Annotated in this window: 22 protein-coding genes and 5 pseudogenes; 13 read left to right on the top strand and 14 right to left on the bottom strand. The window is 38.1% G+C overall.

Features of this window, described 5'->3' with window-relative positions:
• The first annotated feature begins 60 nt into the window (after positions 1 to 60).
• From mraY to OWR28_RS24065, 13 genes and pseudogenes are all read left to right on the top strand, one after another.
• A pseudogene (gene mraY / locus OWR28_RS24120) lies at positions 61 to 1,299 on the top strand (phospho-N-acetylmuramoyl-pentapeptide-transferase).
• An 85-nt stretch (positions 1,300 to 1,384) separates the two neighbouring features.
• Positions 1,385 to 2,709, top strand: a pseudogene (murD, locus tag OWR28_RS24115) (UDP-N-acetylmuramoyl-L-alanine--D-glutamate ligase).
• Between the two features lie 70 nt (positions 2,710 to 2,779).
• On the top strand, positions 2,780 to 4,033 hold the full coding sequence (locus OWR28_RS24110; RefSeq protein ID WP_332388830.1) for an FtsW/RodA/SpoVE family cell cycle protein: 1,254 nt from the start codon (positions 2,780 to 2,782) through the stop codon (positions 4,031 to 4,033).
• A gap of 1 nt (position 4,034) precedes the next feature.
• Positions 4,035 to 5,126 carry an undecaprenyldiphospho-muramoylpentapeptide beta-N-acetylglucosaminyltransferase gene (murG, locus tag OWR28_RS24105; RefSeq protein ID WP_332388829.1) on the top strand — a complete coding sequence of 364 codons (1,092 nt, stop codon included), beginning with the start codon at positions 4,035 to 4,037 and terminating at the stop codon, positions 5,124 to 5,126.
• A gap of 80 nt (positions 5,127 to 5,206) precedes the next feature.
• Positions 5,207 to 6,577 (top strand): UDP-N-acetylmuramate--L-alanine ligase, encoded by a 1,371-nt coding sequence (gene murC / locus OWR28_RS24100; RefSeq protein ID WP_332388828.1) that lies wholly within the window; start codon positions 5,207 to 5,209, stop codon positions 6,575 to 6,577.
• A gap of 80 nt (positions 6,578 to 6,657) precedes the next feature.
• Positions 6,658 to 6,918, top strand: a complete 261-nt coding sequence (locus tag OWR28_RS24095) for a hypothetical protein (protein WP_332388827.1) — start codon at positions 6,658 to 6,660, stop codon at positions 6,916 to 6,918.
• A gap of 74 nt (positions 6,919 to 6,992) precedes the next feature.
• Positions 6,993 to 7,601 carry a hypothetical protein gene (locus tag OWR28_RS24090; protein WP_332388826.1) on the top strand — a complete coding sequence of 203 codons (609 nt, stop codon included), beginning with the start codon at positions 6,993 to 6,995 and terminating at the stop codon, positions 7,599 to 7,601.
• A 104-nt stretch (positions 7,602 to 7,705) separates the two neighbouring features.
• Positions 7,706 to 9,090 (top strand): annotated as a pseudogene (gene ftsA / locus OWR28_RS24085) (cell division protein FtsA).
• A gap of 91 nt (positions 9,091 to 9,181) precedes the next feature.
• Positions 9,182 to 10,645 (top strand): annotated as a pseudogene (gene ftsZ / locus OWR28_RS24080) (cell division protein FtsZ); the annotation flags it as partial.
• 198 nt (positions 10,646 to 10,843) lie between these two features.
• On the top strand, positions 10,844 to 11,086 hold the full coding sequence (locus OWR28_RS27370) for a hypothetical protein (protein ID WP_494168538.1): 243 nt from the start codon (positions 10,844 to 10,846) through the stop codon (positions 11,084 to 11,086).
• Between the two features lie 96 nt (positions 11,087 to 11,182).
• Complete coding sequence (locus tag OWR28_RS24075) at positions 11,183 to 11,629, top strand: GatB/YqeY domain-containing protein (protein ID WP_332388825.1); 447 nt, start codon at positions 11,183 to 11,185, stop codon at positions 11,627 to 11,629.
• Between the two features lie 454 nt (positions 11,630 to 12,083).
• Positions 12,084 to 12,494, top strand: a complete 411-nt coding sequence (locus OWR28_RS24070) for a BrxA/BrxB family bacilliredoxin (RefSeq protein ID WP_002981903.1) — start codon at positions 12,084 to 12,086, stop codon at positions 12,492 to 12,494.
• Between the two features lie 105 nt (positions 12,495 to 12,599).
• Positions 12,600 to 14,114, top strand: coding sequence for a GH3 auxin-responsive promoter family protein (locus tag OWR28_RS24065; protein ID WP_332388824.1), 1,515 nt, complete (start codon positions 12,600 to 12,602; stop codon positions 14,112 to 14,114).
• A gap of 66 nt (positions 14,115 to 14,180) precedes the next feature.
• On the opposite strand, the gene OWR28_RS24060 is transcribed toward OWR28_RS24065, so the two are convergent.
• The 14 genes and pseudogenes from OWR28_RS24060 to OWR28_RS24005 all read right to left on the bottom strand — a co-directional run bounded on the left by OWR28_RS24060 (position 14,181) and on the right by OWR28_RS24005 (position 24,194).
• Positions 14,181 to 14,591, bottom strand: a complete 411-nt coding sequence (locus tag OWR28_RS24060) for a hypothetical protein (protein ID WP_332388823.1) — start codon at positions 14,589 to 14,591, stop codon at positions 14,181 to 14,183.
• Between the two features lie 29 nt (positions 14,592 to 14,620).
• A complete protein-coding gene (locus OWR28_RS24055; protein ID WP_332388822.1) occupies positions 14,621 to 14,983 on the bottom strand; it encodes a hypothetical protein in 363 nt (120 codons plus the stop codon).
• Positions 14,984 to 14,987: 4 nt separating this feature from the next.
• Positions 14,988 to 15,650, bottom strand: coding sequence for an endonuclease/exonuclease/phosphatase family protein (locus tag OWR28_RS24050; protein WP_332388821.1), 663 nt, complete (start codon positions 15,648 to 15,650; stop codon positions 14,988 to 14,990).
• An 82-nt stretch (positions 15,651 to 15,732) separates the two neighbouring features.
• The gene (locus OWR28_RS27365) at positions 15,733 to 15,957 is read right to left on the bottom strand and encodes a hypothetical protein (protein WP_494168523.1); all 225 of its coding nucleotides are present in this window, start codon (positions 15,955 to 15,957) and stop codon (positions 15,733 to 15,735) included.
• Positions 15,958 to 16,031: 74 nt separating this feature from the next.
• Positions 16,032 to 16,817 carry an endonuclease/exonuclease/phosphatase family protein gene (locus OWR28_RS24045; protein WP_332388820.1) on the bottom strand — a complete coding sequence of 262 codons (786 nt, stop codon included), beginning with the start codon at positions 16,815 to 16,817 and terminating at the stop codon, positions 16,032 to 16,034.
• Positions 16,793 to 17,020: a hypothetical protein gene (locus OWR28_RS27360; RefSeq protein WP_494168522.1), complete on the bottom strand. Its 228-nt coding sequence runs from the start codon at positions 17,018 to 17,020 to the stop codon at positions 16,793 to 16,795. The genes OWR28_RS24045 and OWR28_RS27360 overlap by 25 nt, the downstream gene beginning before the upstream one ends.
• A gap of 9 nt (positions 17,021 to 17,029) precedes the next feature.
• The gene (locus tag OWR28_RS24040; protein WP_332388819.1) at positions 17,030 to 17,758 is read right to left on the bottom strand and encodes a rhomboid family intramembrane serine protease; all 729 of its coding nucleotides are present in this window, start codon (positions 17,756 to 17,758) and stop codon (positions 17,030 to 17,032) included.
• Between the two features lie 5 nt (positions 17,759 to 17,763).
• Positions 17,764 to 19,556: pseudogene (gene mutL / locus OWR28_RS24035) on the bottom strand (DNA mismatch repair endonuclease MutL).
• Between the two features lie 310 nt (positions 19,557 to 19,866).
• Positions 19,867 to 20,700: a YoaK family protein gene (locus tag OWR28_RS24030; RefSeq protein ID WP_332388818.1), complete on the bottom strand. Its 834-nt coding sequence runs from the start codon at positions 20,698 to 20,700 to the stop codon at positions 19,867 to 19,869.
• Positions 20,701 to 20,734: 34 nt separating this feature from the next.
• A complete protein-coding gene (locus tag OWR28_RS24025) occupies positions 20,735 to 21,229 on the bottom strand; it encodes a hypothetical protein (protein ID WP_332388817.1) in 495 nt (164 codons plus the stop codon).
• A 219-nt stretch (positions 21,230 to 21,448) separates the two neighbouring features.
• Positions 21,449 to 22,342: a HAMP domain-containing sensor histidine kinase gene (locus OWR28_RS24020; protein ID WP_332388816.1), complete on the bottom strand. Its 894-nt coding sequence runs from the start codon at positions 22,340 to 22,342 to the stop codon at positions 21,449 to 21,451.
• Between the two features lie 292 nt (positions 22,343 to 22,634).
• Positions 22,635 to 22,859: a hypothetical protein gene (locus OWR28_RS24015; protein WP_332388815.1), complete on the bottom strand. Its 225-nt coding sequence runs from the start codon at positions 22,857 to 22,859 to the stop codon at positions 22,635 to 22,637.
• 3 nt (positions 22,860 to 22,862) lie between these two features.
• A complete protein-coding gene (locus OWR28_RS24010) occupies positions 22,863 to 23,570 on the bottom strand; it encodes a response regulator transcription factor (RefSeq protein ID WP_332388814.1) in 708 nt (235 codons plus the stop codon).
• Between the two features lie 264 nt (positions 23,571 to 23,834).
• Positions 23,835 to 24,194 (bottom strand): GNAT family N-acetyltransferase, encoded by a 360-nt coding sequence (locus OWR28_RS24005; RefSeq protein WP_332388813.1) that lies wholly within the window; start codon positions 24,192 to 24,194, stop codon positions 23,835 to 23,837.
• Positions 24,195 to 24,198: the final 4 nt, after the last annotated feature.

Here is a 24,198-nt window from a genome sequence, read left to right as displayed (position 1 = left end):
ATGATAATTGGTACGTAACGCTCATCAATTATCAATGATTATTTATTAACAATTGAAACTATGCTATACTATCTATACGAATATCTAACCAACCATGGAATTCACGTTCCGGGATTAGGAATGCTGAAATACATTTCCTTCCGTGCCGGAATGGCTGTATTATTCTCTCTGATTATTGCTCTTGTCTACGGAAAAAGAGTTATTAATTACCTGAGAACAAAACAAATGGGTGAATTGGTACGTGATCTTGGACTGGATGGGCAGAAACAGAAAGAAGGAACTCCTACCATGGGAGGGCTAATCATTATTCTGGCAACCATTATTCCGGTATTGCTGTTTACAAGGATTACCAATGTTTATATTGTCCTGCTGCTGGTTTCAATGTTATGGATGGGAGCAATTGGTTTCCTTGATGATTATTTAAAGAAAATTAAAAAAATAAAGACGGCTTAAGTGGTAAATTTAAAATTGTAGGCCAGGTCGGATTAGGATTAATTGTCGGAATTACAATGTATTTTCACCCGGACATTACCGTTAAAAGAAAATACGCAGATGCTAAGGTGGTCAACAGAAACAACGTAGAGCAAAACTTTATGCCTACAGAAAAAATTACCGTTTCCACCGTTCCTTTTGCAAAAAATAATGAATTCGACTACAGCGGAATTTTATTTTGGATGAATGACAAAGATGCCCATGAGTGGGCATGGGTTGTCTTTATTCCTATCGTAATCTTCATTGTAACAGCCGTTTCGAACGGAGCCAACATCACAGACGGAATTGATGGCCTTGCCGCAGGGACAAGTACTATTATCCTGCTCACACTGGCTCTTTTCGCTTACCTTTCCGGGAACATCATCTTTGCAGATTACCTCAATATTATGTTCCTGCCGAACATGGGGAAACCACCATCTTTGCCGTGGCAATGGTAGGTGCTGTAATTGGTTTTTCTGGTACAATACCTATCCTGCACAGGTTTTCATGGGGGATACGGGAAGTTTGATGTTGGGAGGAGTCATTGCCGTTTTAGCCATTATTTTAAGAAAAGAATTATTGATTCCGGTATTATGCGGAATATTCTTAATTGAAAACCTGTCTGTAATGCTTCAGGTAGTTGTTTTCAAATACAGAAAAAGAAAATACGGGCTGGAATATGCTCAAAATAACAGACTCTTCAAGATGTCACCATTACACCATCATTATCAGAAAGAAGGATTCCACGAAAGCAAAATCGTGAACAGAATGATCATCATCGGAGTAATATTGGCTATTGTATGTCTGATCACATTAAAAATGAGATAAATTTTGTAAAAGTAAAAAGTATTAATGTAAAAAGACACCAAATACATTGTACGTTTTACATTTTACATTTTACAAAAGAATAAATATGAAAATAGTTGTTTTAGGAGGTGGAGAAAGCGGATGCGGCGCTGCTTATTTGGCTAAAAAGAAAGGTCTGGAAGTATTTCTTTCAGATAAAGGAGCCATTAAGGATAACTATAAGCAGTTCCTTACCGAGAATGAAATTGAATTTGAAGAAGGAAATCACGACGAGGAAAGAATTTTAAATGCTGACTGGATCGTAAAAAGCCCGGGGATTCCGAAAAAGGCAGAAATTATTAATAAAATTCATGAAAAAGGAATCAGACTTTCCTCTGAAATTGAATTTGCTTCTGAATTTACAGATGCAAAAATAATTGCCATTACCGGAAGCAACGGAAAAACAACTACAACTTCCCTGATCTATTACATCCTTAAAAATGACGGATTAAATGTAGGTTTAGGAGGAAATATCGGCTATAGCTTTGCCAAGCAGGTTGCAGATGAAAACCATGAGTATTATGTACTGGAAGTAAGCTCTTTCCAGCTGGATGACATTCAGAATTTCAGACCTTATATCTCTTTATTGCTGAATCTGTCCCAGGATCACCTGGATCAGTACAACTACAACTATGAAGAGTATGCACTGGCAAAATTCAGAATCACTGAAAATCAGGAAAATGATAATTTCTTCATCTATAACAAAGATGATGAAATGAGTAAAAATCTCCTTGAAAAGCTTGAAATAAAGGCCAAAATGATTCCTTTCTCAACAAAAGAAAAATTACCGGAAGGAGGTTTTGTGAATGAAGATGAAATTGTGGTAAAAATGAAAGACGAATTCTCAATGAAAGTTGATGAATTGTCTTTGTTAGGAAACCATAATGTGGCCAATAGCCTGGCGGCATCAATTGCCGGTAAGATCCTGAAATCAACAATGAAAGCATCAGACATTCATTGATGACCTTTCAGGCAGTTGAACACAGACTGGAGTTTGTTACTGAAATTGAGGGCGTAAAATACATCAATGACAGCAAAGCAACCAACGTAAATGCTACTTATTATGCGTTGGAAAGCATGAAAACACCAACCGTATGGATTGTTGGCGGGTTGGATAAAGGAAATGACTACACCGAAATTGAGGATTTAGTCAAAAGAAAAGTAAAGGCAATTGTCTGCCTTGGAGTTGACAACAGGAAGATCATAGATTTCTTTAAAGATAAAAAAGAATTTATTTATGACACTTCAAGTATGGAAGAAGCAGTGAGAATTTCAAAATCACTGGCTAAAAAAGGTGATACCGTTTTACTGTCTCCATGCTGTGCTAGCTTTGACTTGTTCAAAAGCTACGAAGACAGAGGACGCCAGTTTAAACAACAGGTATTAAAGTAAAAATGTAAAAGTATTAATGTATTAACGTATTAATGATCATCAATTTCATCAATACATTTTACATCAGTACATGAATACAATAATTATGGACGAACAGAACACAGAAAGCAGATTTGAATTTCTAAAGGGCGATAAAGTACTTTGGATGGTCATCCTTGTGATCTCCATCTTCTCTATTTTCCCTGTATACTCTGCGAGTTCAAATCTCGAATACATTGTTAATAACGGAACCACAACAGGCCACGTTATCAAACATATGTTCTTTGTAGTCTTAGGTTTAGGTATTATGAGACTGGTAGGAACCGTAAAATATGAATACATCGGAAAGCTCAGCAGCATCCTGCTCGGCCTGATGATTGTCCTATTAGTGGTTACGATGTTTACAGGACAGACCATTGACGGAGCCAGTGCTTCCAGATGGCTGAAAATTCCCGGAACACCGATCTCCTTCCAGCCTTCATCATTTGCTTTTTTAATGTTAATCATCTATCTGTGCAGATATTTAACCAAAAAAATTACAAGAGAAAGGCTTCCGATAGAGAATATCATGTATATCTTCGGCCCTATCCTGCTTGTTTTTGTTTTAGTAGCTAAAGATAACGGTTCCACGGCATTAATGATTTTAATGGTTTCTGTGATTGTTCTTGTGATAGGACAGCTTCACTGGAAATACATTGCAGGATTTATTTCCGCATCATTTGTAGCCATCGTATTCTTTCTTCTGATTGCTCTGAACACTAATCTGATCGGAGGCAACCGTGTCCACACATGGATGAGCCGTATTGAAACATTTACATCCAGCAAAGCCAAAACAGCCGATGTGGATGATGAAAGCATAAAAGCGAAAAATTACCAGGTAATGCAGGCCAAAGCAGCCATCGTACATGGCGGAATTACCGGAATGGGACCAGGAAAAAGTGCATTGAAACAAATGCTTCCGCAATCTGCTTCCGACTTTATTTTCGCGGTTATTGTAGAAGAATATGGAGTTATCGGTGCAGCTTTTCTGATCAGCTTGTACCTCATTATGATAATAAGGATCGTCATGATCGCCAGCAAGATGCCGGCATTTTTCGGATCGTTGCTCGTGCTCAGTCTCGGGGTAATGATCTTTATTCAGCTATCGGTAAACATAGCTGTTGCGGTAAATCTGATCCCTGTAACAGGACAGCCGCTGCCATTGATCAGTTATGGGGGAACCTCAATGCTGGTAACCTATTTACAGTTAGGTATTATTTTAAATATAAGCTCAAGGATCCAGATTTATGACGAAGAAGGAATGGGCAAAAAACAAAGTATAGCAGAAATAAACGATATCGCTTAAAATGGACAAAAAATTAAGAATATTATTATCGGGCGGAGGAACCGGAGGACATATCTTCCCGGCCATCGCTATTGCTGATGAGATCAGAAAAAGATTTCCTGATGCAGAGTTTTTGTTCATTGGTGCCAACGGGAAAATGGAAATGGAAAAAGTTCCTCAGGCAGGCTATAAAATTGAGGGAATTGATATTGCTGGAATCGATAGAGGAAATCTGCTGTCCAACCTGGGACTCCCTTTCAAGATTTTGAAAAGCTTGTCCAAATCTAAAAGGATTATCAAAAACTTCGCTCCTGACTTTGCTGTAGGAACAGGAGGGTTTGCCAGCGGCCCCGCTCTTTATGAAGCCAGTAAAATGGGAATTCCGATTTTCATTCAGGAACAGAATGCCCACGCAGGGGTTACCAATAAAATCCTCAGCAAGAAAGCTAAAGCGGTCTTCACGGCTTATCCGAAAGTAGACGGCTTTCCCACAGAGAAAATAAAATTTCTGGGAAATCCGATTCGTTCAGCTATTATTTCAGGAATGCAGGAAACCGCTCAGGCAAAAGAGAAAATGGGACTGGATAAAGACAAACTTACCATTCTTTCAGTAGGAGGTTCTTTAGGATCCAGAACATTGAATAATGCCTGGAAAAATAACCTTGAAAATCTGAAAGAAAAAGGGTATCAGTTAATTTGGCAAACAGGAAAGCTGGATTACAACGAATTGTCAACCAGTCTTCAGCTTCCGGCTTCAATTCATTTGAAAGAATTTATTAAAGACATGGAACTGGCTTATTCTGCAGCTGATATCATCGTTTCCAGAGCCGGAGCTATTGCCATTTCAGAGCTGGCTGTAGCACAGAAACCGGTACTTTTGGTGCCTTTCCCTTTTGCCGCGGAAGACCATCAAACCAAAAATGCCATGAATCTGGTAGAAAAGAACGCGGCCAGAATGGTAAAAGACTCTGAAATGCAGGAAAAGTTCTGGAATACATTATCAGAAATCTGCGAAAATGAAAATATAAGAAAAGAAATGTCTGACAATCTGAAATATTTTGCCAAGCCAAATGCGGCAAAAGAGATTGTGGATGAAATATTTAATAAACTGTAAAAAGTACCATTGTAAAATGTATGAATGACAAAAAACTCATGAATACATTATACATGAATACAATAATACAAAACAAGAGAATGAACATTTTACAAACATATCAGACTTTTTACTTCGTCGGGATCGGAGGGATCGGAATGAGCGCACTGGCACGTTATTTCAACGCTTCCGGGAAAAAAGTATTGGGATATGATAAAACCAATACCAAACTTACCCGGAACCTGATGAATGAAGGCATTGATATTGTTTTTGAAGACCTCATTGATGAAAGGATAACTTCCCTTCAGAAAGAAGATACATTGGTGATCTATACTCCGGCCATCAAAACACTTGGCATATTGGATTACTTCAACCAAAATCAGTTTGAAGTTTTAAAAAGAGCCAAAGTCCTGGGATTAATTACAGAAAATACAGACTGTATTGCCATTGCAGGAACCCACGGGAAGACAACAACGTCTACCCTTGTTGCTCATTTATGCAAAGAAGCAAACCTTCCTTTCTCATGTTTTTTAGGGGGCATTTCTGAAAACTTTAAATCCAACTTCCTGTACAATGGTTCCACTTATTCTGTAGTTGAAGCTGACGAATATGACAGAAGCTTCCTGAACCTTTCTCCGGACTGGGCAGTGGTTACCTCTACAGACGCCGACCACCTGGATATCTATGGAGATAAGAACCACATTGAAGAAGGATTCAGACAGTTTGCCGCTTTAGTCCCTCAGGATAAACAGCTTTTTGTAAGAAAAGGATTGGAAATCGGCAGAGGACATCAGACTTATGCAGTCAATGAGCCTGCAGATTATTACTCAGACAACCTGCGTATGGATCATGATAAAATTTATTTTGATTTCCATACCCCAACTGAAACAGTAAAAGATTTTGTCTGGGAAATTCCGGGAATTCATAATGTGGAAAATGCTACTGCAGCACTGGCTATTCTGCATAATTTAGGCGCAGATTTTGATACGCTGAAAAAAGCAATTGCCAATTTTAAGGGAATTAAAAGAAGATATACCAAACATATTTATCAGAACGGTAAAATTTATATTGATGATTATGCTCACCATCCTACAGAAATCAATGCTGTAATGAGCTCAATCAGAACATTTTATCCTGATAAAAAACTTCTGGTAGCCTTCCAGCCTCATCTTTTCAGCAGAACACGAGATTTCGCAGACGGCTTTGCGGAAAGCTTAAGCAAGGCAGATGAACTTATCCTTCTTGATATTTATCCTGCAAGAGAACTGCAGGAAAATTTTGAAGGAATTACTTCAGACTGGCTGTTGGAAAAAGTAACATTAGATAAAAAAGAGGTATCGGCTTTATCCGATGCTTTTGAAAAAATAAAAGAAAAAGATTTTGATATCCTCCTTACGGTAGGGGCAGGAAATATAGACACCCTGTATGATCCTATTTGTGAATGGATAAGTGCTGTACAAAGTACAATGTAAGATGTACAATGTATTGCGGTGAAAAAATAATTAAGAAAAATATATAAGGTACACTGTACTTTTTACATTGTACAAAAAATATGAAAAATAAATACAGAATATTAAAAATTGTTGTCACTGTAATTATCTTAGGATTTTTACTGAGCTTCTCATTGAGGAGATTCAGCCGTGAGCAGATTACGGACAATAAGATTTCTGTAAAGATGAGCGAAAAAACGCCGGTGTATTTTGTGGATGAAAAAGACATCAGGGAGATTGTAAAAAAAGAAAACCCGTCAGGAAAAGTTGGAGATCTTAATATCCCTGCTTTAGAAAAAAGATCAACTCTTTACCGGCAGTAGACAGTGCCAATGTTTATCTGAACCTGAACGGAAAACTGAACCTGGATATCAAACAGAGAGTCCCGGTTTTCAGATTGAATAAAGATGGAAAAGACTTTTATGTGGATGAAAAAGGTGTTGAATTCCCGATCTCAAGAACCTATTCGCATCCTTGTATGCTGGTCACAGGAAATGTACAGCCGGATGAATATGAAAAGCTGGCGGAGCTGGTAGAAAAGATTGACAAAGATGATTTCAGCAAGAAATATTTTATCGGAATCTCAAAAAATAAAGACAGCTACAGCCTGCTTACAAGTGAAGGGAACTACAGAGTAGAAATCGGAGATCTTGATAATATTGATTTTAAAGTAAAAGGATTCAAAACCTTTGTGGAGAAATACCTGGTATATCAGGATCCTCAGAAGTACAGCATGGTTTCTGTGAAATACCAGAATCAGATTGTCACCACTTTAAACCCGTATTTTAAAGAAAATGACAGTATTTTAAAAGCAGGAAAAATGGAACTGGCAAAAGCGCCTACCGCAGCTGCAGCCAAAAAGACGGAGGTTAAGCCCAAAACAACGGAATCAAAAAAGCCAGCTCAAACACGGCAAAACCGCAAGAGAGTACAAAACCGAAAAACCATACAAAAGAAACGAAAAAAGCAGAAAAAAAGCCCCCGTCAAGGCACAGACCAAGTCTAAGCCAAAAGTAAAAATAGAATAAATCCGAAAGGACATTTATACACAAATAGGAGAATATCCTTATAGAAAAAAGGGAAAAGTAGAAAAAATCAAATCGATATAAAATGGAAAATCAAGAGTATTCAGTAGGTCTGGACATCGGGACAACGAAGATAGTCGCGATTGTCGGAAGAAGGAATGCACACGGGAAAATAGAAGTTCTCGGTGTAGGAAAAGCTAAAAGTCTTGGTGTTCATAAAGGTATTGTGAATAATATTTCGCAGACCATTAATTCAATCAAGGCTGCAGTATCCGAAGCACAATCCAGTGCCGGAGTTCCTATCCGCAAAGTCACGGTAGGTATTGCAGGAAAACACATCCGTTCTCTGCAGCACTCCGATTATATTATGCGTGAACATCCTGATAAATTTATTACAGACGACGACATCGAAGCATTAAAAGATCAGGTAAAAAAGCTGGTTATGCTTCCCGGAGAAGAAATTATCCACGTACTTCCTCAAGAATATAAAGTGGATTCCGAGGGGAGATTCAGGAACCTGTCGGAATGCATGGTAAGCGTTTAGAAGCCAACTTCCACGTTGTAGTGGGCCAGATGGGTAGCATCAGAAACATTGCAAGATGCGTTCGTGAAGCCGGATTAGAAATGGAAGCCCTTACTTTAGAACCATTGGCCTCTTCAGAAGCTGTCCTTACAAAAGAAGAAAAAGAAGCCGGTGTGGCGATTGTTGACATTGGTGGTGGTACAACCGATATCGCGATCTTCAAAGATAATATCATCCGTCATACCTGCGTGATTCCATACGGAGGCGGAATTATTACCGAAGATATCAAAGAAGGCTGCTCCATCATAGAGAAACATGCAGAACAACTGAAAGTAAAATTTGGTTCGGCTGTTCCCGAATTGGAAAAAGACAGTACTTTTGTAACAATTCCGGGGCTTCACGGAAGACCGGACAAAGAAATTTCTTTAAAAACGCTTGCCCAGATCATCAATGCAAGAGTAGAAGAAGTTCTTGAAATGGTAAATACCGAGTTGAAAGCATATGGCGCTTTTGAACAAAAGAAAAAGCTTATTGCAGGAATCGTGCTTACCGGCGGGGGTTCAAATTTAAAACACCTTCGTCAGCTGGCCAATTATACTACAGGTTTTGACAGCAGAATCGGTTTTGCGAATGAATATATCGCCAACGATAAAAATCAGTATCTGAAAGGCCCTGAATTTGCTACATCTATCGGATTGCTGATGGAAAGCTTGAAGATCAGGGACAAAAAGCAGAATATTGATGAAGTAACAGAAGTTGTCACTGAACAGCCAAAACCGGAAGTTGCTGCAGCACAGACAGAAACCGTTCAACCTGTTCAGCAGGCCGCTCCGGTCATGGAGCAGCATTCTGTTGAAAATGAAAGACAGGAGAACAGAAAAGCGAAATTAACCTTCGGGCAGTCGCTGATGGAAAAAGTAAAAAAATTCTTTGAAGAAGTAGAGTAAATTATAAATGATGAGTGATAAGCGATAAACGATCTTTTCCTTATCCATTATCATTAATCAATGACCAATTATAATTGTAAAAAGTATAGTTATGGAAAATATAGGTTCACAAGGATTTTCATTTGATTTACCAAAAGGAAATTCATCCATTATAAAAGTAATCGGTGTAGGGGGTGGCGGAAACAACGCTCTGAAGCACATGTACGAGAAAGGTATTCACGGCGTTGATTTCGTGATCTGTAATACAGATGCCCAGACTTTAGATAATAACCCGGTAGCCAATAAAGTTCAGCTGGGAACTTCTATCACAGAAGGTCTTGGAGCAGGTGCCGATCCTGAAGTTGGTGAGAAATCAGCCATTGAAAGTATTGAAGATATCAAAGCCGCTATGGGCCAGAACACAAAAATGGTGTTCATCACTGCCGGAATGGGTGGTGGTACAGGTACCGGAGCAGCTCCTGTCATTGCTAAAGTAGCAAAAGACATGGGAATTCTGACGGTAGGTATTGTTACCGTCCCTTTCAGTTTTGAAGGAAAAAGAAGATTGGAGCAGGCAGAAAACGGGCTTGATAAACTAAGAAACAATGTTGACTCGCTGATCGTGATCAACAATGATAAACTGAGACAGCAGTTCGGAAATCTTGGATTCAAGCAGGGATTCTCAAAAGCCGATGAAGTATTAACCAATGCTGCAAAAGGGATGGCAGAAGTTATTACAGGTTACTTTGATGTAAACATTGACTTCAGAGATGCTAAATCTGTACTTCAGAATTCAGGTACGGCATTGATGTCTACAGGGATTGCTTCAGGTGAAAATAAAGCGGAAGAAGCAGTAAGAAAGGCATTAGACTCTCCATTGCTGAACGACAATAAGATCACAGGAGCGAAAAACGTTCTTTTATTGATCAGAAGCGGTGCTGAAGAAGTTACCATGGATGAAATCGGTGTGATCATGGACCATATCCAGAAAGAGGCCGGGAATACCGCGGATATTATTTTCGGGGTAGGTGCTGATGAAGAATTGGGAGATGCGGTAAGCGTCCTTGTTATTGCTACAGGATTCTCTAACGATAATAAAAAATTTGCTGGTCCTACAGAGAAAATCAGAATCAGTCTTAATGACAGTTTCGAAGCTCCGAAAAATTCTCCTTTCAAAACAAGAGAAGAAAGAGAATCTGCAACAGAAACGACACACGATTTTGGAGGAAAAAACCTTTTCAGGCTGGATGACGAAGACCACGACATCTCTTTCAATGTGAAGTCTACTGAAAAAAAATGATCATTGAAGAAGAACAGCCAAGAACTGAAATAAAATTCTTTGATAAAGAAGAAGATACGGTCAATACTCCTGAACAGAACTGGAGAAATGAAGAAGGCGGAGAAGAAGAATACAGCTTATTTTCCATTGATGAGGAGCATGATGATCCTAACGATCTTGAGATCCAGTCTTTCTCATTTGATTTTGAAAATAAAAAGATGAGCCACAATCCGGAGCTCCCTTACAAGCTCTTTTTCAGAGGAAAAACCTGTTGAATTCAGTTTCTTTGTAAATGAGCCTGTCAGAAACGAACCGAATACGGATTTCGGACAGCCAAAAGCAGAATTTAATGCTCCAACAAACGCTGCTGTAGCTGAACCAGCTCAAAAGATTGAAACATTCTATCAGAAACAGGAAGAGCCTAAGGCTGAAACAAGACCAGCTTTTGAAAACAAAACTGAAACTCCGAAAACTGAAGAATCAGAATTCACTTTTGTGAATAAAACGATCGATCAGGAAAGAGTTATCGAAAGAAGAAATAAATTAAAAGAATTCAACTCCCGCTATCAAAGCTTTGACAGCACCAGTGAATTTGAATCTGTTCCTGCTTTCAAAAGAAAAAATATTTCGATCGACGGAAACAACGCATCGGACCAGAATATCAATACATACCTGTCTGATAACAACGGTTCCATGCAGATCAGAGAAAACAGGTTCTTAAATAAAGATGTAGACTAATTAATATATAACAATGTAGAAATGTACCGATGTAACAGTATGTATTAATCAATCATTGGTAAACTGCTACATTGATACATTGTTAAATTTGAAACCATGAGTTTAGAAAATACAATAAACGAAGCTATAAAAACAGCAATGAGAGCTAAAGACAAAGTGGCTTTAGATTCTCTGCGTGCTGTAAAATCTCAGATATTACTGCTTAAAACTGAGGCTGTAGGGGCTGAAGTAACAGCAGAACAGGAAATTGCTATTCTCCAGAGAATGGTAAAACAACGTAAGGATTCTTATGACCAGTTTACGGCACAGGGAAGAAATGACCTTGCTGAAGTAGAAGATGCTCAAATGAAAGTTATTGAGCAGTTTTTACCAAAACAGCTTTCTGCTGAGGAGCTGGAAACAGAAATGAAAAACATTATTTCTGAAACCGGAGCTGAATCTGTTAAAGATTTAGGGAAGGTAATGGGAGTGGCGTCAAAAACGCTAGCCGGAAAATCTGACGGAAAAAGTATTTCCGAGATGGCTAAAAAGCTCCTTTCTTAAACCGTGATCTGCGCGTTTGATTCAGAGTCATTCTGAAACCCAACAGCACGGTTCACACCATAACTATAGGATATACAACCTTTGCATATCGATTTGATTAAAGAAGCCCTGAACTGTTCGGTTCAGGGCTTCATTTCTTTGGATATTAAAGTTTATCAGTCAGTTGGATTCTAAACTGAAAAAAGCGTCAAAATACTACCATATTTCAGACAGTGTTTAAGTTGTTGATTGCTTGAGGGAAAGCTTCTAAATGTTTTTTCACGGTCGTTTGTTTTTCAGAATCATTTCAAATTTAATAATAATATTTCATTATTCCTAATCTTAATTCACTTTTTTGAATATTATTACATTATTAATATTCTATTAATTTTATATGACTAAACGATTGATAGTTTTTATATATTGAACAAACGCAAAGAATTGCTTAACTTTGTACAGATAAAAAACAAAATATATGTATCCAACAGATTTAGTAATGCCTATGAAGGCAGAGCTTACAGATAAAGGTTTCCAGGATTTAACAACTCCGGCTCAGGTAGAAGAAGCTTTGAAGCAATCCGGAACCACATTATTGGTAATCAACTCCGTATGTGGCTGTGCGGCAGGTGCGGCAAGACCAGGAGTAGTATACTCTTTAACAGGAGATAAAAAACCAGATCATTTAACAACCGTATTCGCAGGATATGATACTGAGGCGGTGGTAGAAGCAAGAAAACACCTTGCACCATTCCCTCCAAGTTCTCCATGTGTAGCGCTTTTCAAAGATGGTGAATTGGTTCACATGCTGGAAAGACACCACATTGAAGGAAACCCTGCAGGTGCTATTGCTGCTAACCTTCAGGCTGCATACGATGAGTACTGCTAACAAACAATCAACTAAATATCAAACCGTTACAAAATTTGTAACGGTTTTTTTATTTAATCACGTAAAAAATTTTCTGAAAATTCAAATATCATTATATTTGTTGGAATGGCAACCAAAGCACTTTTCAACACCGTAGTCAACTGGTTTATCCGTCAAAGGATTGATCAGATACAGAATTTCATGGACCATCCCATTGAAACACAAAAAGGGATACTCTTCTCCCAGCTGTTTCATGCAGAGGACACGGAATATGGTAAATTATACGGATTCAATTCTATATCAAGCTATCAGGATTTTAAAAATAAAGTTCCCATTGTCACTTATGAGGAAATGGAGCCTTATATTGAAAAAGCAAGACAAGGGCATAAGGACGTAAGCTGGCCAGGCCTCATCAAGCATTTTGCCAAATCATCCGGCACTACCAATGCCAGAAGCAAGTTTATCCCTATCTCTGCTGAAAGCCTTGAGTACTGCCACATGAAGGCAGGAAAGGACATGGTTTCCATGTATGCCAACAATCATCCGGAAAACCAGCTTTTTAACTATAAAAATTTACGTTTAGGCGGCAGCTCTGAACTGTATGCAGATTTCAACACCAAATTTGGAGATTTATCGGCTATTTTAATTGATAACCTTCCGTTCTGGGTAGAGATTACCACAACTCCCAGCAAGAAGGTTTCTCTGATGGGAGAATGGGAAAGTAAGCTGAAAGCAATCACTTCTGAGGTAAAAAATGAAGACGTTGGAAGTATCCTTGGCGTACCAAGCTGGATGATGGTTCTTTTGCAAAGAGTACTGAAGGAAACCAATGTAGGAAGCATTTCCGAGCTATGGCCTAATCTGGAGGTGTTTTTTCACGGTGGAATCAGCTTTAAGCCCTACAGAGAGCAATACAGACAGATCATCGGAAAAAACATCAATTACTACGAAATTTACAATGCTTCCGAAGGGTTCTTTGGGATCCAGGACAGATCAGACAGTGATGAGATGCTTCTGATGCTGGATTATGGTATATTTTATGAATTTATCCCGATGGACCAGTTCCATTTTTCAAATCCAAAGGTCGTAAGCCTGGAAGATGTGGAAGTAGGGAAAAATTATGCCATGGTCATTACAACCAACGGAGGGCTCTGGAGATACCTGATTGGTGACACTGTTGTCTTTACCTCAACCAATCCTTTCAGAATAAAAATAACAGGAAGAACAAAGCACTACATCAATGCTTTTGGCGAGGAACTCATGATTACCAATGTAGAATCTGCTCTTTCCAAAGCCTGTGAAGCTACAGGTGCACAAATCACCGATTTCACAGGAGCTCCTGTCTTTATGAAAGGAAATGAAGGTGGTGCCCACGAGTGGATCTTTGAATTCAGCCAGCATCCGGATAATCTGGACAACTTTATAGATGCTTTCGACAAACATCTGAAAGCTATTAATTCAGATTATGAGGCAAAAAGGTACAATAACATGACTTTGAAAAGGCCTATTGTACATATCGCCAAAGAAAACCTTTTCTATCAGTGGCTGGAGGCTAAAGGAAAGCTTGGCGGCCAGAATAAGGTGCCGAGACTGAGCAATGACAGAGAATATATCGATCCGTTGCTGGAGATGAATAAATAAGCGAGTCCTGACTCTCATTGCATATTAAAAAGCCGTAATTCTGTTGAACTACGGCTTTTTTATTATTTATTTGCTTAGATCTTGCTGCACTTTTTTGGCAGCTTCCTCAACTTTCGAAGCTCCTTTTTTGGCAGCTTCTTTTGCATCTTTTCCTACTTTATCAGCTTCAGCTTTAATGTCCTGACCGGCTTTGTTAAGATCCTGTTTTGTCTTGTCTGCAGTAGCATCAATTTTATCTTTCGCCTTTTGAGCAGCTTCGTCAATTTTATTCCCAGCTGCATCTACTTTAGTCTTTACATCTTCTTTAGCATTGTTAATCTTTGCTGTATCCACAACGTTCGGTGTTTCTGTAGTGGTAGTAGTTGTAGTAGTAACTGATCCGTCAGGATTTTCTACCTGTTCCGTTTTTGTTGTTGATTTTGTACATGCTACCGTGAATACTGAGATCACTACTGCAGCGAAAATTTGTTTTTTCATATTATTTATTTGTTTAATGTTTTTTGAATTTATTCTGATTTAGTTTCCTGGGCAGCCGGTTTTTCCGCTACCTTCTGCTTCTTTTCTGTTTCTGCCTTTTTCTTTTCCTCCTCCAGCTTTGCTTTATTTTCTTTTTCCAGCTCGGCTTTAATTTTATTTTCTTCGTCCTGAAGTTTTTTAGCCTGTTTTACCGAATCAATATACTGGGGAGAAGACATCCTTATTTTGCGTGCAATATCCACTGAAACAGCACCCGTAGAAAAGGAGTCAACAGCAGTAGTATCATAACTTATTTTAACATCCTGCTCGACTCCGAATCCCGGTGATTCTTTCTTGGAGCAGGCAGTAAAAAAGAGGGCAAAAATAAAAATTGCAGCCGGTAAATTTTTCATGGAACTAATTTAACAGAAATTCTGCAATTACAGGATAATGATCCGATAATTTCACAGACTGATCTACTTTATAGCTCAGCGGAATGATTGATTTCGAACTGAAAATATAATCAATTCTCAAAGGTACTTTATAATCATGGAAACTGCTTGCACTACCCTTTCCGGCTACCAAGAATGCGTCCTGAAGGTCTTTTCCAAGGTTATAATATTCATATGAATTGGGAACTGAATTAAAATCTCCTGCCAGAATAACAGGATACGGCGACAAGTCAACCATTTTTCTGATTCTTTTCACCTGATCTTCATGAGCCTGGAATGTAGGGGTCATATGAGAAAGTAATGTTGAAACATTTCCCAGCCCTAATGCATCCAGTTTTGTAAACATCGATTTATTAAGTCTGAAGGGCTCAAGGTACACATTAATAATTCTGACTACTTTTCCATTGATATCTATATCAGCGTAGAATGAATTTCCACGCGCTTTTTCATCAATTAATTCTGCCTGTCTTACAATTTTATGTTTTGTTTTAAGAATGACTGACGGATACTTTATAAGATCACGTTTTATAACACGGTTTGTATCTTTTTCCTGCACAAGAATAATATCGGCATCCTGCGCCTTGATATAGTCTTTTACTTTATCCCAGCCATATTCTCCGTATTTCACATTAAAAGTTAATACCTTGATATCCCGTATTGTTTTTAAATTCTCTGTTTTTGGGGAAAAGTTGATCCATCTTCTGATAGGGTTATAGAAGATAAGTGTACCTAAAGCAAAAGCTATTGCAATTTTTTCTTTTAAAGATCCAGATCAGGGTAAGCATCACATGGGCAAGAATCAGATAAGGAAAACCAAGAGACAGAAGATTCAGATTGCCCAGAATATTGGGTGGAATCCATGCATTCCCCAATGTGCATAAGAGCAAAACAGCAACAACGATATGTATAAATAGTAATATCTGATTCGACTTCATGAAAAAAAGGTCTTGGTACGGTTTTCTTTCAACAAAAATCCTACCAAGCATAAAAATTTTAACTATTTTTATGATTATTTGCTTTCCGAAGAAAATTTTACCATGACAGGATAATGATCTGAAATACTTACAGAACGGTCAACTTTGTAAGATATTGCCTTTAAAGATTTTGAAGAAAAAATATAGTCGATTCTGATAGGAAATTTATAGTCATGAAAGCTTGTTGCACTTCCTTTTCCGGCCGTTAAAAACGTATCTTCAAGCCCGTCTGATATATGGTAATATTCATAAGAATTAGGTACAGAATTGAAATCACCTGCAAGAATAACAGGGTAAGGTGAATTTTCAATAGCTTCATGAATCAGATCAATTTGTTCCTGATGCTTTTTAAAGGTGGGAATCAGCCTTTTAATAACATCTTTTATTTTTTGTTCGTTGGTATCGGTATTTCCATTAAGTTTCACCATCTCTTTGTCAAAGCGAAAAGGGTTGAGATAGACGTCAATGAACCTATAGGTCCTGCCATTAATTTCTATATCAGCCAGCAAACCGGGAATTCTTACCCCTTCATCCTTTGGATCTATAATCTGCTGTTTAATGATTTTATGTCTGGTCAGAATGGTTAAGCCTCCTCCGGGATTGGCTTTCTGATAACCTTCAAACTGATATTCATTACCTACATCCTCCTGCAGAAGAAAAACATCTGCATCCTGAGATTTCAGGTAGGGTGCAATTTCTTTGTTTCCTCTGCTGCCTGCCCTTGTATTGAAAGAAACAACCTTTATCTCCGGTGTTCCTTTCTGATCAGAATAATTAACCCATCTTTTTACGGGATTTATAAATGCCAAGCCGGCAAACATAAATACAAACGCTCTTTTTTCCAGCTGAATATCCAGAATACGGTCAGAATGAGATACAAGATAATAAGTACCGGAAACCCTAAAGAAAGCAGATTAAACCACGGAAACATCTTTGGCGGTACATAGGCATTCAACAAGGTACCCAACAATAGAAATAAAATTCCCAGGTGGATAATCAATACTATGAGTCGGAAAATCTTCACAACATTATTTTAATTGAACCGGTACAGGTGTTTTTTCCAGTTGAGTGCCAAGAGCCATCCTACCAGAGCACCCCCTACGTGAGCCAGATGGGCAATACCTCCGCCGTTTCCTGAAACCCCAAGATATATTGAAATCACAACAATAATAGGTAACAGATATTTTACTTTTATAGGAACAGGAATAAACATGATTCCAATTTTTGCATCCGGATATAATGTGGCAAAAGCGGCTACTACTCCGAAAATTGCTCCGGAAGCGCCTACCATTGGTGTAGCAACAATAGCTTTTAAGCTTTCCAGTAATTCTTTCTGTTTAAGAACAGAGCTCGTATTTCCTGCAAATTCAACACTTGCTCCGGACAAATAAGCATTTACATTGAACCCTAGCTGTTCCAGTTCACGGGAAAGTTGTTGAACCTCAACAAAATTCCATGCATTAAAAAGAAAAAATGCACCTAAGCCACTTGCAAAATATAAAAGCAAATATTTTTTGTCTCCTAATGTCTGTTCCAGAATTGGCCCAAAACTAAAGAGTGTCATCATATTGAATAAAATATGCATGATACTTCCATGCATGAACATATGGGTAATAATCTGCCATGAATGGAAAAATGGTGAGAAAGGATAAAAGCCCGCAAGGTAGCCAATCATCTGGTTTCCCATGAAGTAAGTCAAAATAAATATTACAACATTGATGATAATAATATTCCTTGTAATGGGCGGTATATTGTTAAACATAATTTTTAAAATTTGTTTTTAAAGTCATTAAACGGAACTTCATAAAAGCATCTTTTGCCATCCGGTAAAAATTCCGGGAAGCCTAATGCTGTAAAATCTTTGATAAGCTGTTCCGCATCTTTTTTATAAATAAAATCAAATCTTGACTTCGACTGCATTTTATTCCATTGGTTGTGGTAATACTGCATGAATTCCTCTTCTGTCTTGTATTCCAGGATCTCAAAAAGGTTTTCCAGGAACTTCATCGCCTGGGTTTCCTTTAACCCTTCAGGAAGTGAATCTATACGAAGTACACTTTCATGAGCAATTTTCATGTCAAACCCTAATTCCGGAAGATATTTTTTAATCGCATTGTATTTTGTCTTCTCAATCTCATTCATATGATACTCCAGAGAGAAAAGAAGGGCGTGGCTGTTTGTGCTTGATTTTCTGACAGATTTATTGCTTTCAGATACCAATAGCCTGTGCATTCTTCCAAGATCAAGCATAAGTGTCACATCTCCTTTGTTAAAAAGCCAATAGCCGTTTGGAAGCCTCATAAGGTCTTCATCAAAATCTTCATCTTCAAATAAATTGATTTTTGAAGGTTCTGCTGTAATATTCTGATGGTACATTTCCGTAAGGTTCTGGATTTCTTCCGGATGTACTACATTTTTTCTTCCAGGAACGGATTATAATCTTTATCTACAATAATTTCAGGCATTTTAATAACGCCGCTGCTTCCGCCGCTGTTGCTTTTGCTGGGAATCGGTTTATTCATCATTTCATCCAGTTCCGGGTCTCTGTCGAAATCAAGACTTGGAGAAACATTGTAAATTCCCAGGGATCTTTTGATGGTTGAACGGAGCAAAGCAAAGATGAGATGCTCATCTTCAAACTTCACTTCTGTTTTCTGCGGATGGATGTTGACATCAATTTTTTCCGGATCCAGCTCCAGGAAAAGGAAAAACGAAGGTACATATCCGGGCTGCAGAAGTCCTTCAAAAGCCTCCTGTACCGCTTTATTAAAGTACGGACTTCTGAAATATCTTCCATTGACAAAAAGGAATTGCTCACCCCTTGCTTTCTTGGCACCTTCAGGCTTGGCAACAAATCCATGAAGCTTACACCAGATAATATCTTCTTTAATAGGAATCAGTAGCGGCTGAAGCTTTCTGCCGAAAACATCTACAATACGCTGCATCTGGCTTCCTTTTCTGAGCCTGAAAACAGCTTCATCATCATGGAAAAGGGAAAACTCCAGATTCTCATGAGCCAATGCAACCCGCTGAAATTCATCAATGACGTGTCTGAATTCAATATTGTTATTTTTCAAAAACTTCCTTCTTGCAGGAACGTTGTAGAAAAGATTTTTCACTAAAAAATTTGATCCGTCTGCTGTCTGAACAGGATCCTGAAACTGGAAAACTCCTCCTTCGATATAAATATTGGTTCCAATGGAAGTATCTTTCTGTTTTGTTCTCAGCTCCACCTGTGAAACCGCTGCAATAGAGGCCAGCGCTTCACCCCGGAATCCTTTTGTGGCAATCCTGAAGATATCTTCTGTTCCTTTGATTTTGGAAGTTGCATGTCTTTCAAAAGCCATACGGGCATCTGTCTCAGACATTCCTTTTCCATCATCTACCACCTGAATAAGGTTTTTCCCGGCATCTCTGATGATCAGTTCAATTTTCGTTGCATCTGCATCAATAGCGTTTTCCAAAAGTTCCTTCACGATGGATGCAGGCCTCTGCACCACCTCTCCTGCTGCAATCTGGTTGGCTACATGATCCGGTAAAAGCTGAATAATATCTGACATAAAAACGTAAATCAACTTACAAAAATAGTCAATGAAAACGGGAATTAAAATACCAAAAACGTGATTTAATATTTAATTATCAACATTTTTCCCTATTTATCCCCAACTGATTTTTTTAATGTTTGTAATGAAGGGCGTTAGCAAGTTCATTGATTTGATTCCATAATTTTTATTTGAACAACCATAAAAAACAGGACAAAAAACAATCAAATTATAGATATTGAAGTTAATTTTTAAGAAAAATGCCCCTATTCTATGATAAAATAAGGGCACTTACAGCTAGTTTACACAAAAAATTAATAGTGTGTTTTTATATTTTAATCCTCAAAGACAAGTTTTCTTTTCTTCTCTTTTTAGGAGCTCCATGGATTTTCTCATACAGGTAGGCAAAAATATTGGGCTTTCTGTAGATCCTGTTGTATCTGTATTTTGTATTGAAGTGACGGATGTGAATTTTATAGGCATCATAACCGATCACAATCAGCAGACATATACTGATCACATAAAACACCCTGAATTCCAGATAGTAATAGGTAAGCCCCGAGAATACAGCTCCCATGACATAGGCAAGCATAATACTCATCAGAAGTTTAGCCCTGCCGATCAGCTCACCGTTTTTTCTGTATTTTTTTTGTGTAAACATTGATACCAGGATTCCCAGGTCGGTGGTTGTTCCGGTAAGGTGGGTGGTTTTCACAGAGAAATTAGAAATACTTGCCGTTAAACCGTTTTGCAGTCCGGTTGCAAAAAGCATCAGTGCTACCAGGTATTCTGTTTCCTCTAAGGTTTTCTGATAATAAAACTGCCCGTATACCCCTACAAAAAGCAAGCATATGATTTCCAGCACAATCGGCATGGCATGAGCAAAATATTTGCTTTTCTTATTAAAATTGATGACAATAAAGTTGGATACAAAGCTTCCAAAGAAGAACAGGAAGATCCATGCTCCCACTACAGCTACCTGGGTCCAGTTCCCTTTACTGATCTCTGCTGCCAGAATAGCATAGTGTCCCGTTACATTCGATGTAAAAGAGAGAAATATCAACAGGGAAGCAATATTTATAGTACCTGCGGTGAAGGCAGTCAGCGTCCCCAACCTGATATTGTCTCCCAGTGTCCTGCTGTTACTATAATTTCTTAACATTTTTATTTTTTTTAAATTGTGTTTACTGTTACTTTTAGACTTCTACGAAGATCTCTGCCAGCCTGCCTCTTTCCGGGAGCCTTTCTCTTGCTTCAATGGTAATTTCATGAGACTGAAGCTCTTTGCATTTTCTGATGTAAGGAATCAGGTCAAATTTTCCATTCCCCTTGCTTCTTATAGATGGAGAATAATAAGCCTCTTCAATATTTTCAGCCTTTACATATTGGTTGAATGTTCTCTGGAAGCTCCCTGTAAAAATGTCACAGATGATTTTATTAATCAGATGGGGGTATTTATTACTGATGATTCCATAGGCATCGCAGAACTCTTTCGGCCTTATTTTATTGAAAACCGATGTTTTGGTGCTGAATAAAAGTTCCCTGATAGAATCTCCGGAATCATATCCTGAAGTCAGAAGAATATTATACCGGTTCTGATCTTCTGCTGCATCTTTCTCTTTAAGTACCTTTTTCAATATATTCAATGACTCAAGAGAATAATCTGTTGCAATTAAAATTGTTTTAGCCATGTTCTTTATTATTTTGTATTGTGTTTATCTTTTTGATGATACAAAACTAGAACGATGGTATTAGAAGATCTTTGGAACGGAATTAAAATGTGATTAAAGAGATTAAAATGAGATTAGAAAATTGTTAAGAGGAGTTAATATGGCGAAAAAGTGAAATAGCAAAAAGATAAAAGAGCCTTTCGCAAATTTGCCGTTTGCGATTTTACTATTGTTTCCGGCTTACCCTTTAACTTCTTCTTCTTTCTGCATACTATAGAAATTCGGGAAGCGCATCTGTACGGTTGTTCCCTGATTTTCGTGTGAACTAACGATCAGTTCGCCGTGATGCATTCTCACAATATTTCTGGCCAGCGGAAGCCCGATGCCGTAACCTTCGTAGTTGTTCGTATTGGATGCTCTGAAGAACGGATCATAGATTTTATTCATTTCTTCCTCAGGGATTCCGATACCATTGTCTTTTACAATGATATAAACATCGGTATTGGTGGCTCCCAAAGAAACTTTAACCTGCTGGAAATTAGAATATTTACAGCCATTGCTGATGATATTAGCTACTGCAAGATGTAATAGCTGCTCGTTTCCCTGGACCTTCAGTTTTTTCGGATTATCAGGAAGCATGCTGATGTCCAGATAGATATTATTTCTGGAATCAATTCTTCGCAGGGTTTCAATAACGTCCCAAAGCAGCTGATCAATTCTTACCTTATCCATTTTCTGGATCTTTCCGTCGAATCCGGTTTGGGCAATCATTAGCAAAGCTTTGATCTTTTTATCGAGCTTTTCGGCTTCGTCCAGAATAATTCCGAGGGTTTCTTTGTATTCATCGGCTGTTCTGCTGATCGATAGCGCAACATCTGCTTCTCCCATAATAGAAGTAAGAGGTGTTCTCAGCTCGTGGGAAACATTTCCAATGAGGTGATTTTGGGTTTCAAAGGAAGTTTCAATACGGTTGAGCATATCATTGAAGGTATCTACCAGCTCATTAAGCTCTTTATTATCAGGTTGTGATTCCAGTCTTAAATGAAGATTTTCAGAACTTATTTCCTTTACCTTTCCTGTGATTTTTAAGATAGGTCTGAATAAGGTTTTAGACAGATAAAAAGAAAAGATCATACTGAAGAACAGGGAAAGTACGATACACGTAATCAGTGTTCTTTTCAGAAACCCGAGATAATAGACAACATAGTGATTTTTTGCAGAAGCTATCGCTATATAATCCTTATCATCATACCTGAAACTCTGCCCGATATAGTAAAATTCTTTGTCATTATAATTGGATTCACCTTCTTTAATGATATTTTTAAAGAAATAGTCCGGAATATGAACTTCCTGGGATATTTTTTGAAATTGGAATCGGTGGGAACCGCAAAAACATAGTCTTTTTCCATCGGAAGCTCCTCATCATTCAGGCTGTTGAGAATATAATTTTCCGGAAGATCGAGATGATCTTTACTTTTTCAATCTGGACAATGGTTGCTGTCCTGATTTTCAGCAGCTCATAGAATCGCTGATGTGAAAAATTGACGATAGAAAAGTACACCAAACCACTGAACAGCAAAATGATGGCTGTAAAAACCAACATTAAAAGCACCATCGTTTTGGTTTGATTTGTAATGACTTTATTAAACATTCATTATGCTTTTTTCAATACATAGCCCATTCCTATCACGGTATGAATCAGTTTATTATCTTCCTGATTGTCCAGCTTTTTTCTTAAATAGTTGACGTACACATCCACTACATTGGTGCCCAGCTCATAGTTTACTCCCCATACCGCATCAAGAATCTCAGCTCTGGAAATTACTTTTTCAGGGTTATTTAAAAAATACAGCAGTAATTTATATTCTGTGGAAGTAAGTGAAATCTCTTCGCCTCCGCGTGTTACTTTCTTCGTATAATCATTCACTGTCAGATCCGAAAACTGAAATACATGTTCGTTATCCGGCTCCGGTTCAGCGGTTTCCTGTGGACCGTTGTTGTTGCTTCTCCTCAGCAAAGACTTCACGCGCGCTACCAGCTCAATAAATTTGAAAGGTTTTACCAGATAGTCATCTCCGCCGCTTTCCAGCCCCAGAACTATATTTTCAGAAGTCCCCAAAGCGGTCAGAAACAGAATAGGAACACTCTGATTGGTTTTTCTTATCTCTTTACACACATCCAGTCCGTTCATTTCCGGAAGCATGATGTCTAAAATGACCAGGTCAAAATCGTTTGCCTGCACCAGCTGCACTCCTGTACGGCCGTCAAAAGCTACAGAAATTTCATATCCGTTTTCCTGAAGTCCTTTTTTAATGAAAGAGACTACACTGGTCTCGTCTTCGATAAGAATAATTTTTTTCATAAATGAAATAAGGAGTTTTACAAAAATAGGGAAATTTTCCTCGGATAGACAAAAAGGTACAACCGGAAATTTTCACCTAAAATGAGAACTCCTTACCATTAATTGCTTTAAAATCAATATTTTATCAAGAAACAATGGCTTATCTGTTAAAAACCAGCTCCATTTGAACATCTGCACGATCATATCCGGCATTGCTAACAGGAGTATGGATAAAGCCCAGTTTTTCATAGAGTTTAATTGCCGGAACAAGTATAGAATTCGTTACTAAAAAGACTTTTTCTGCATGTAATTCTCCCGCTTTTTCCACCAAAGTTTTTCCCAGCAGATACCCAAGCTTTTCCCTTGGGCCTTTGGACTCACCGCCATCTTTGACAGCTCAAAAGTAAGGGGATAATCCTGGGTTTTTACTAATGCGCAGGTTCCTACAGGCTCATCATTTAACAAAGCAAAAACAATATGTCCTCCTTTATTCAAAATATGCTCTTCAGGATTGTCCAGCAGTTTATAATCACCGGCTTCCATGACAAAGAATGTTTTAATCCATTCTTCATTTAAAGCTTTGAAAGCTTCTTTATATTCAGGTTTATACGCTACGATTTTTACTTCATTATTGTTATCATTCATCGCT

The organism is Chryseobacterium sp. 1B4, assembly GCF_036631475.1.
GTDB lineage: Bacteria > Bacteroidota > Bacteroidia > Flavobacteriales > Weeksellaceae > Chryseobacterium.
The sequence above is the reverse complement of the archived record's forward strand: the minus strand, read 5'-3'. Positions and strand labels throughout refer to the sequence as shown.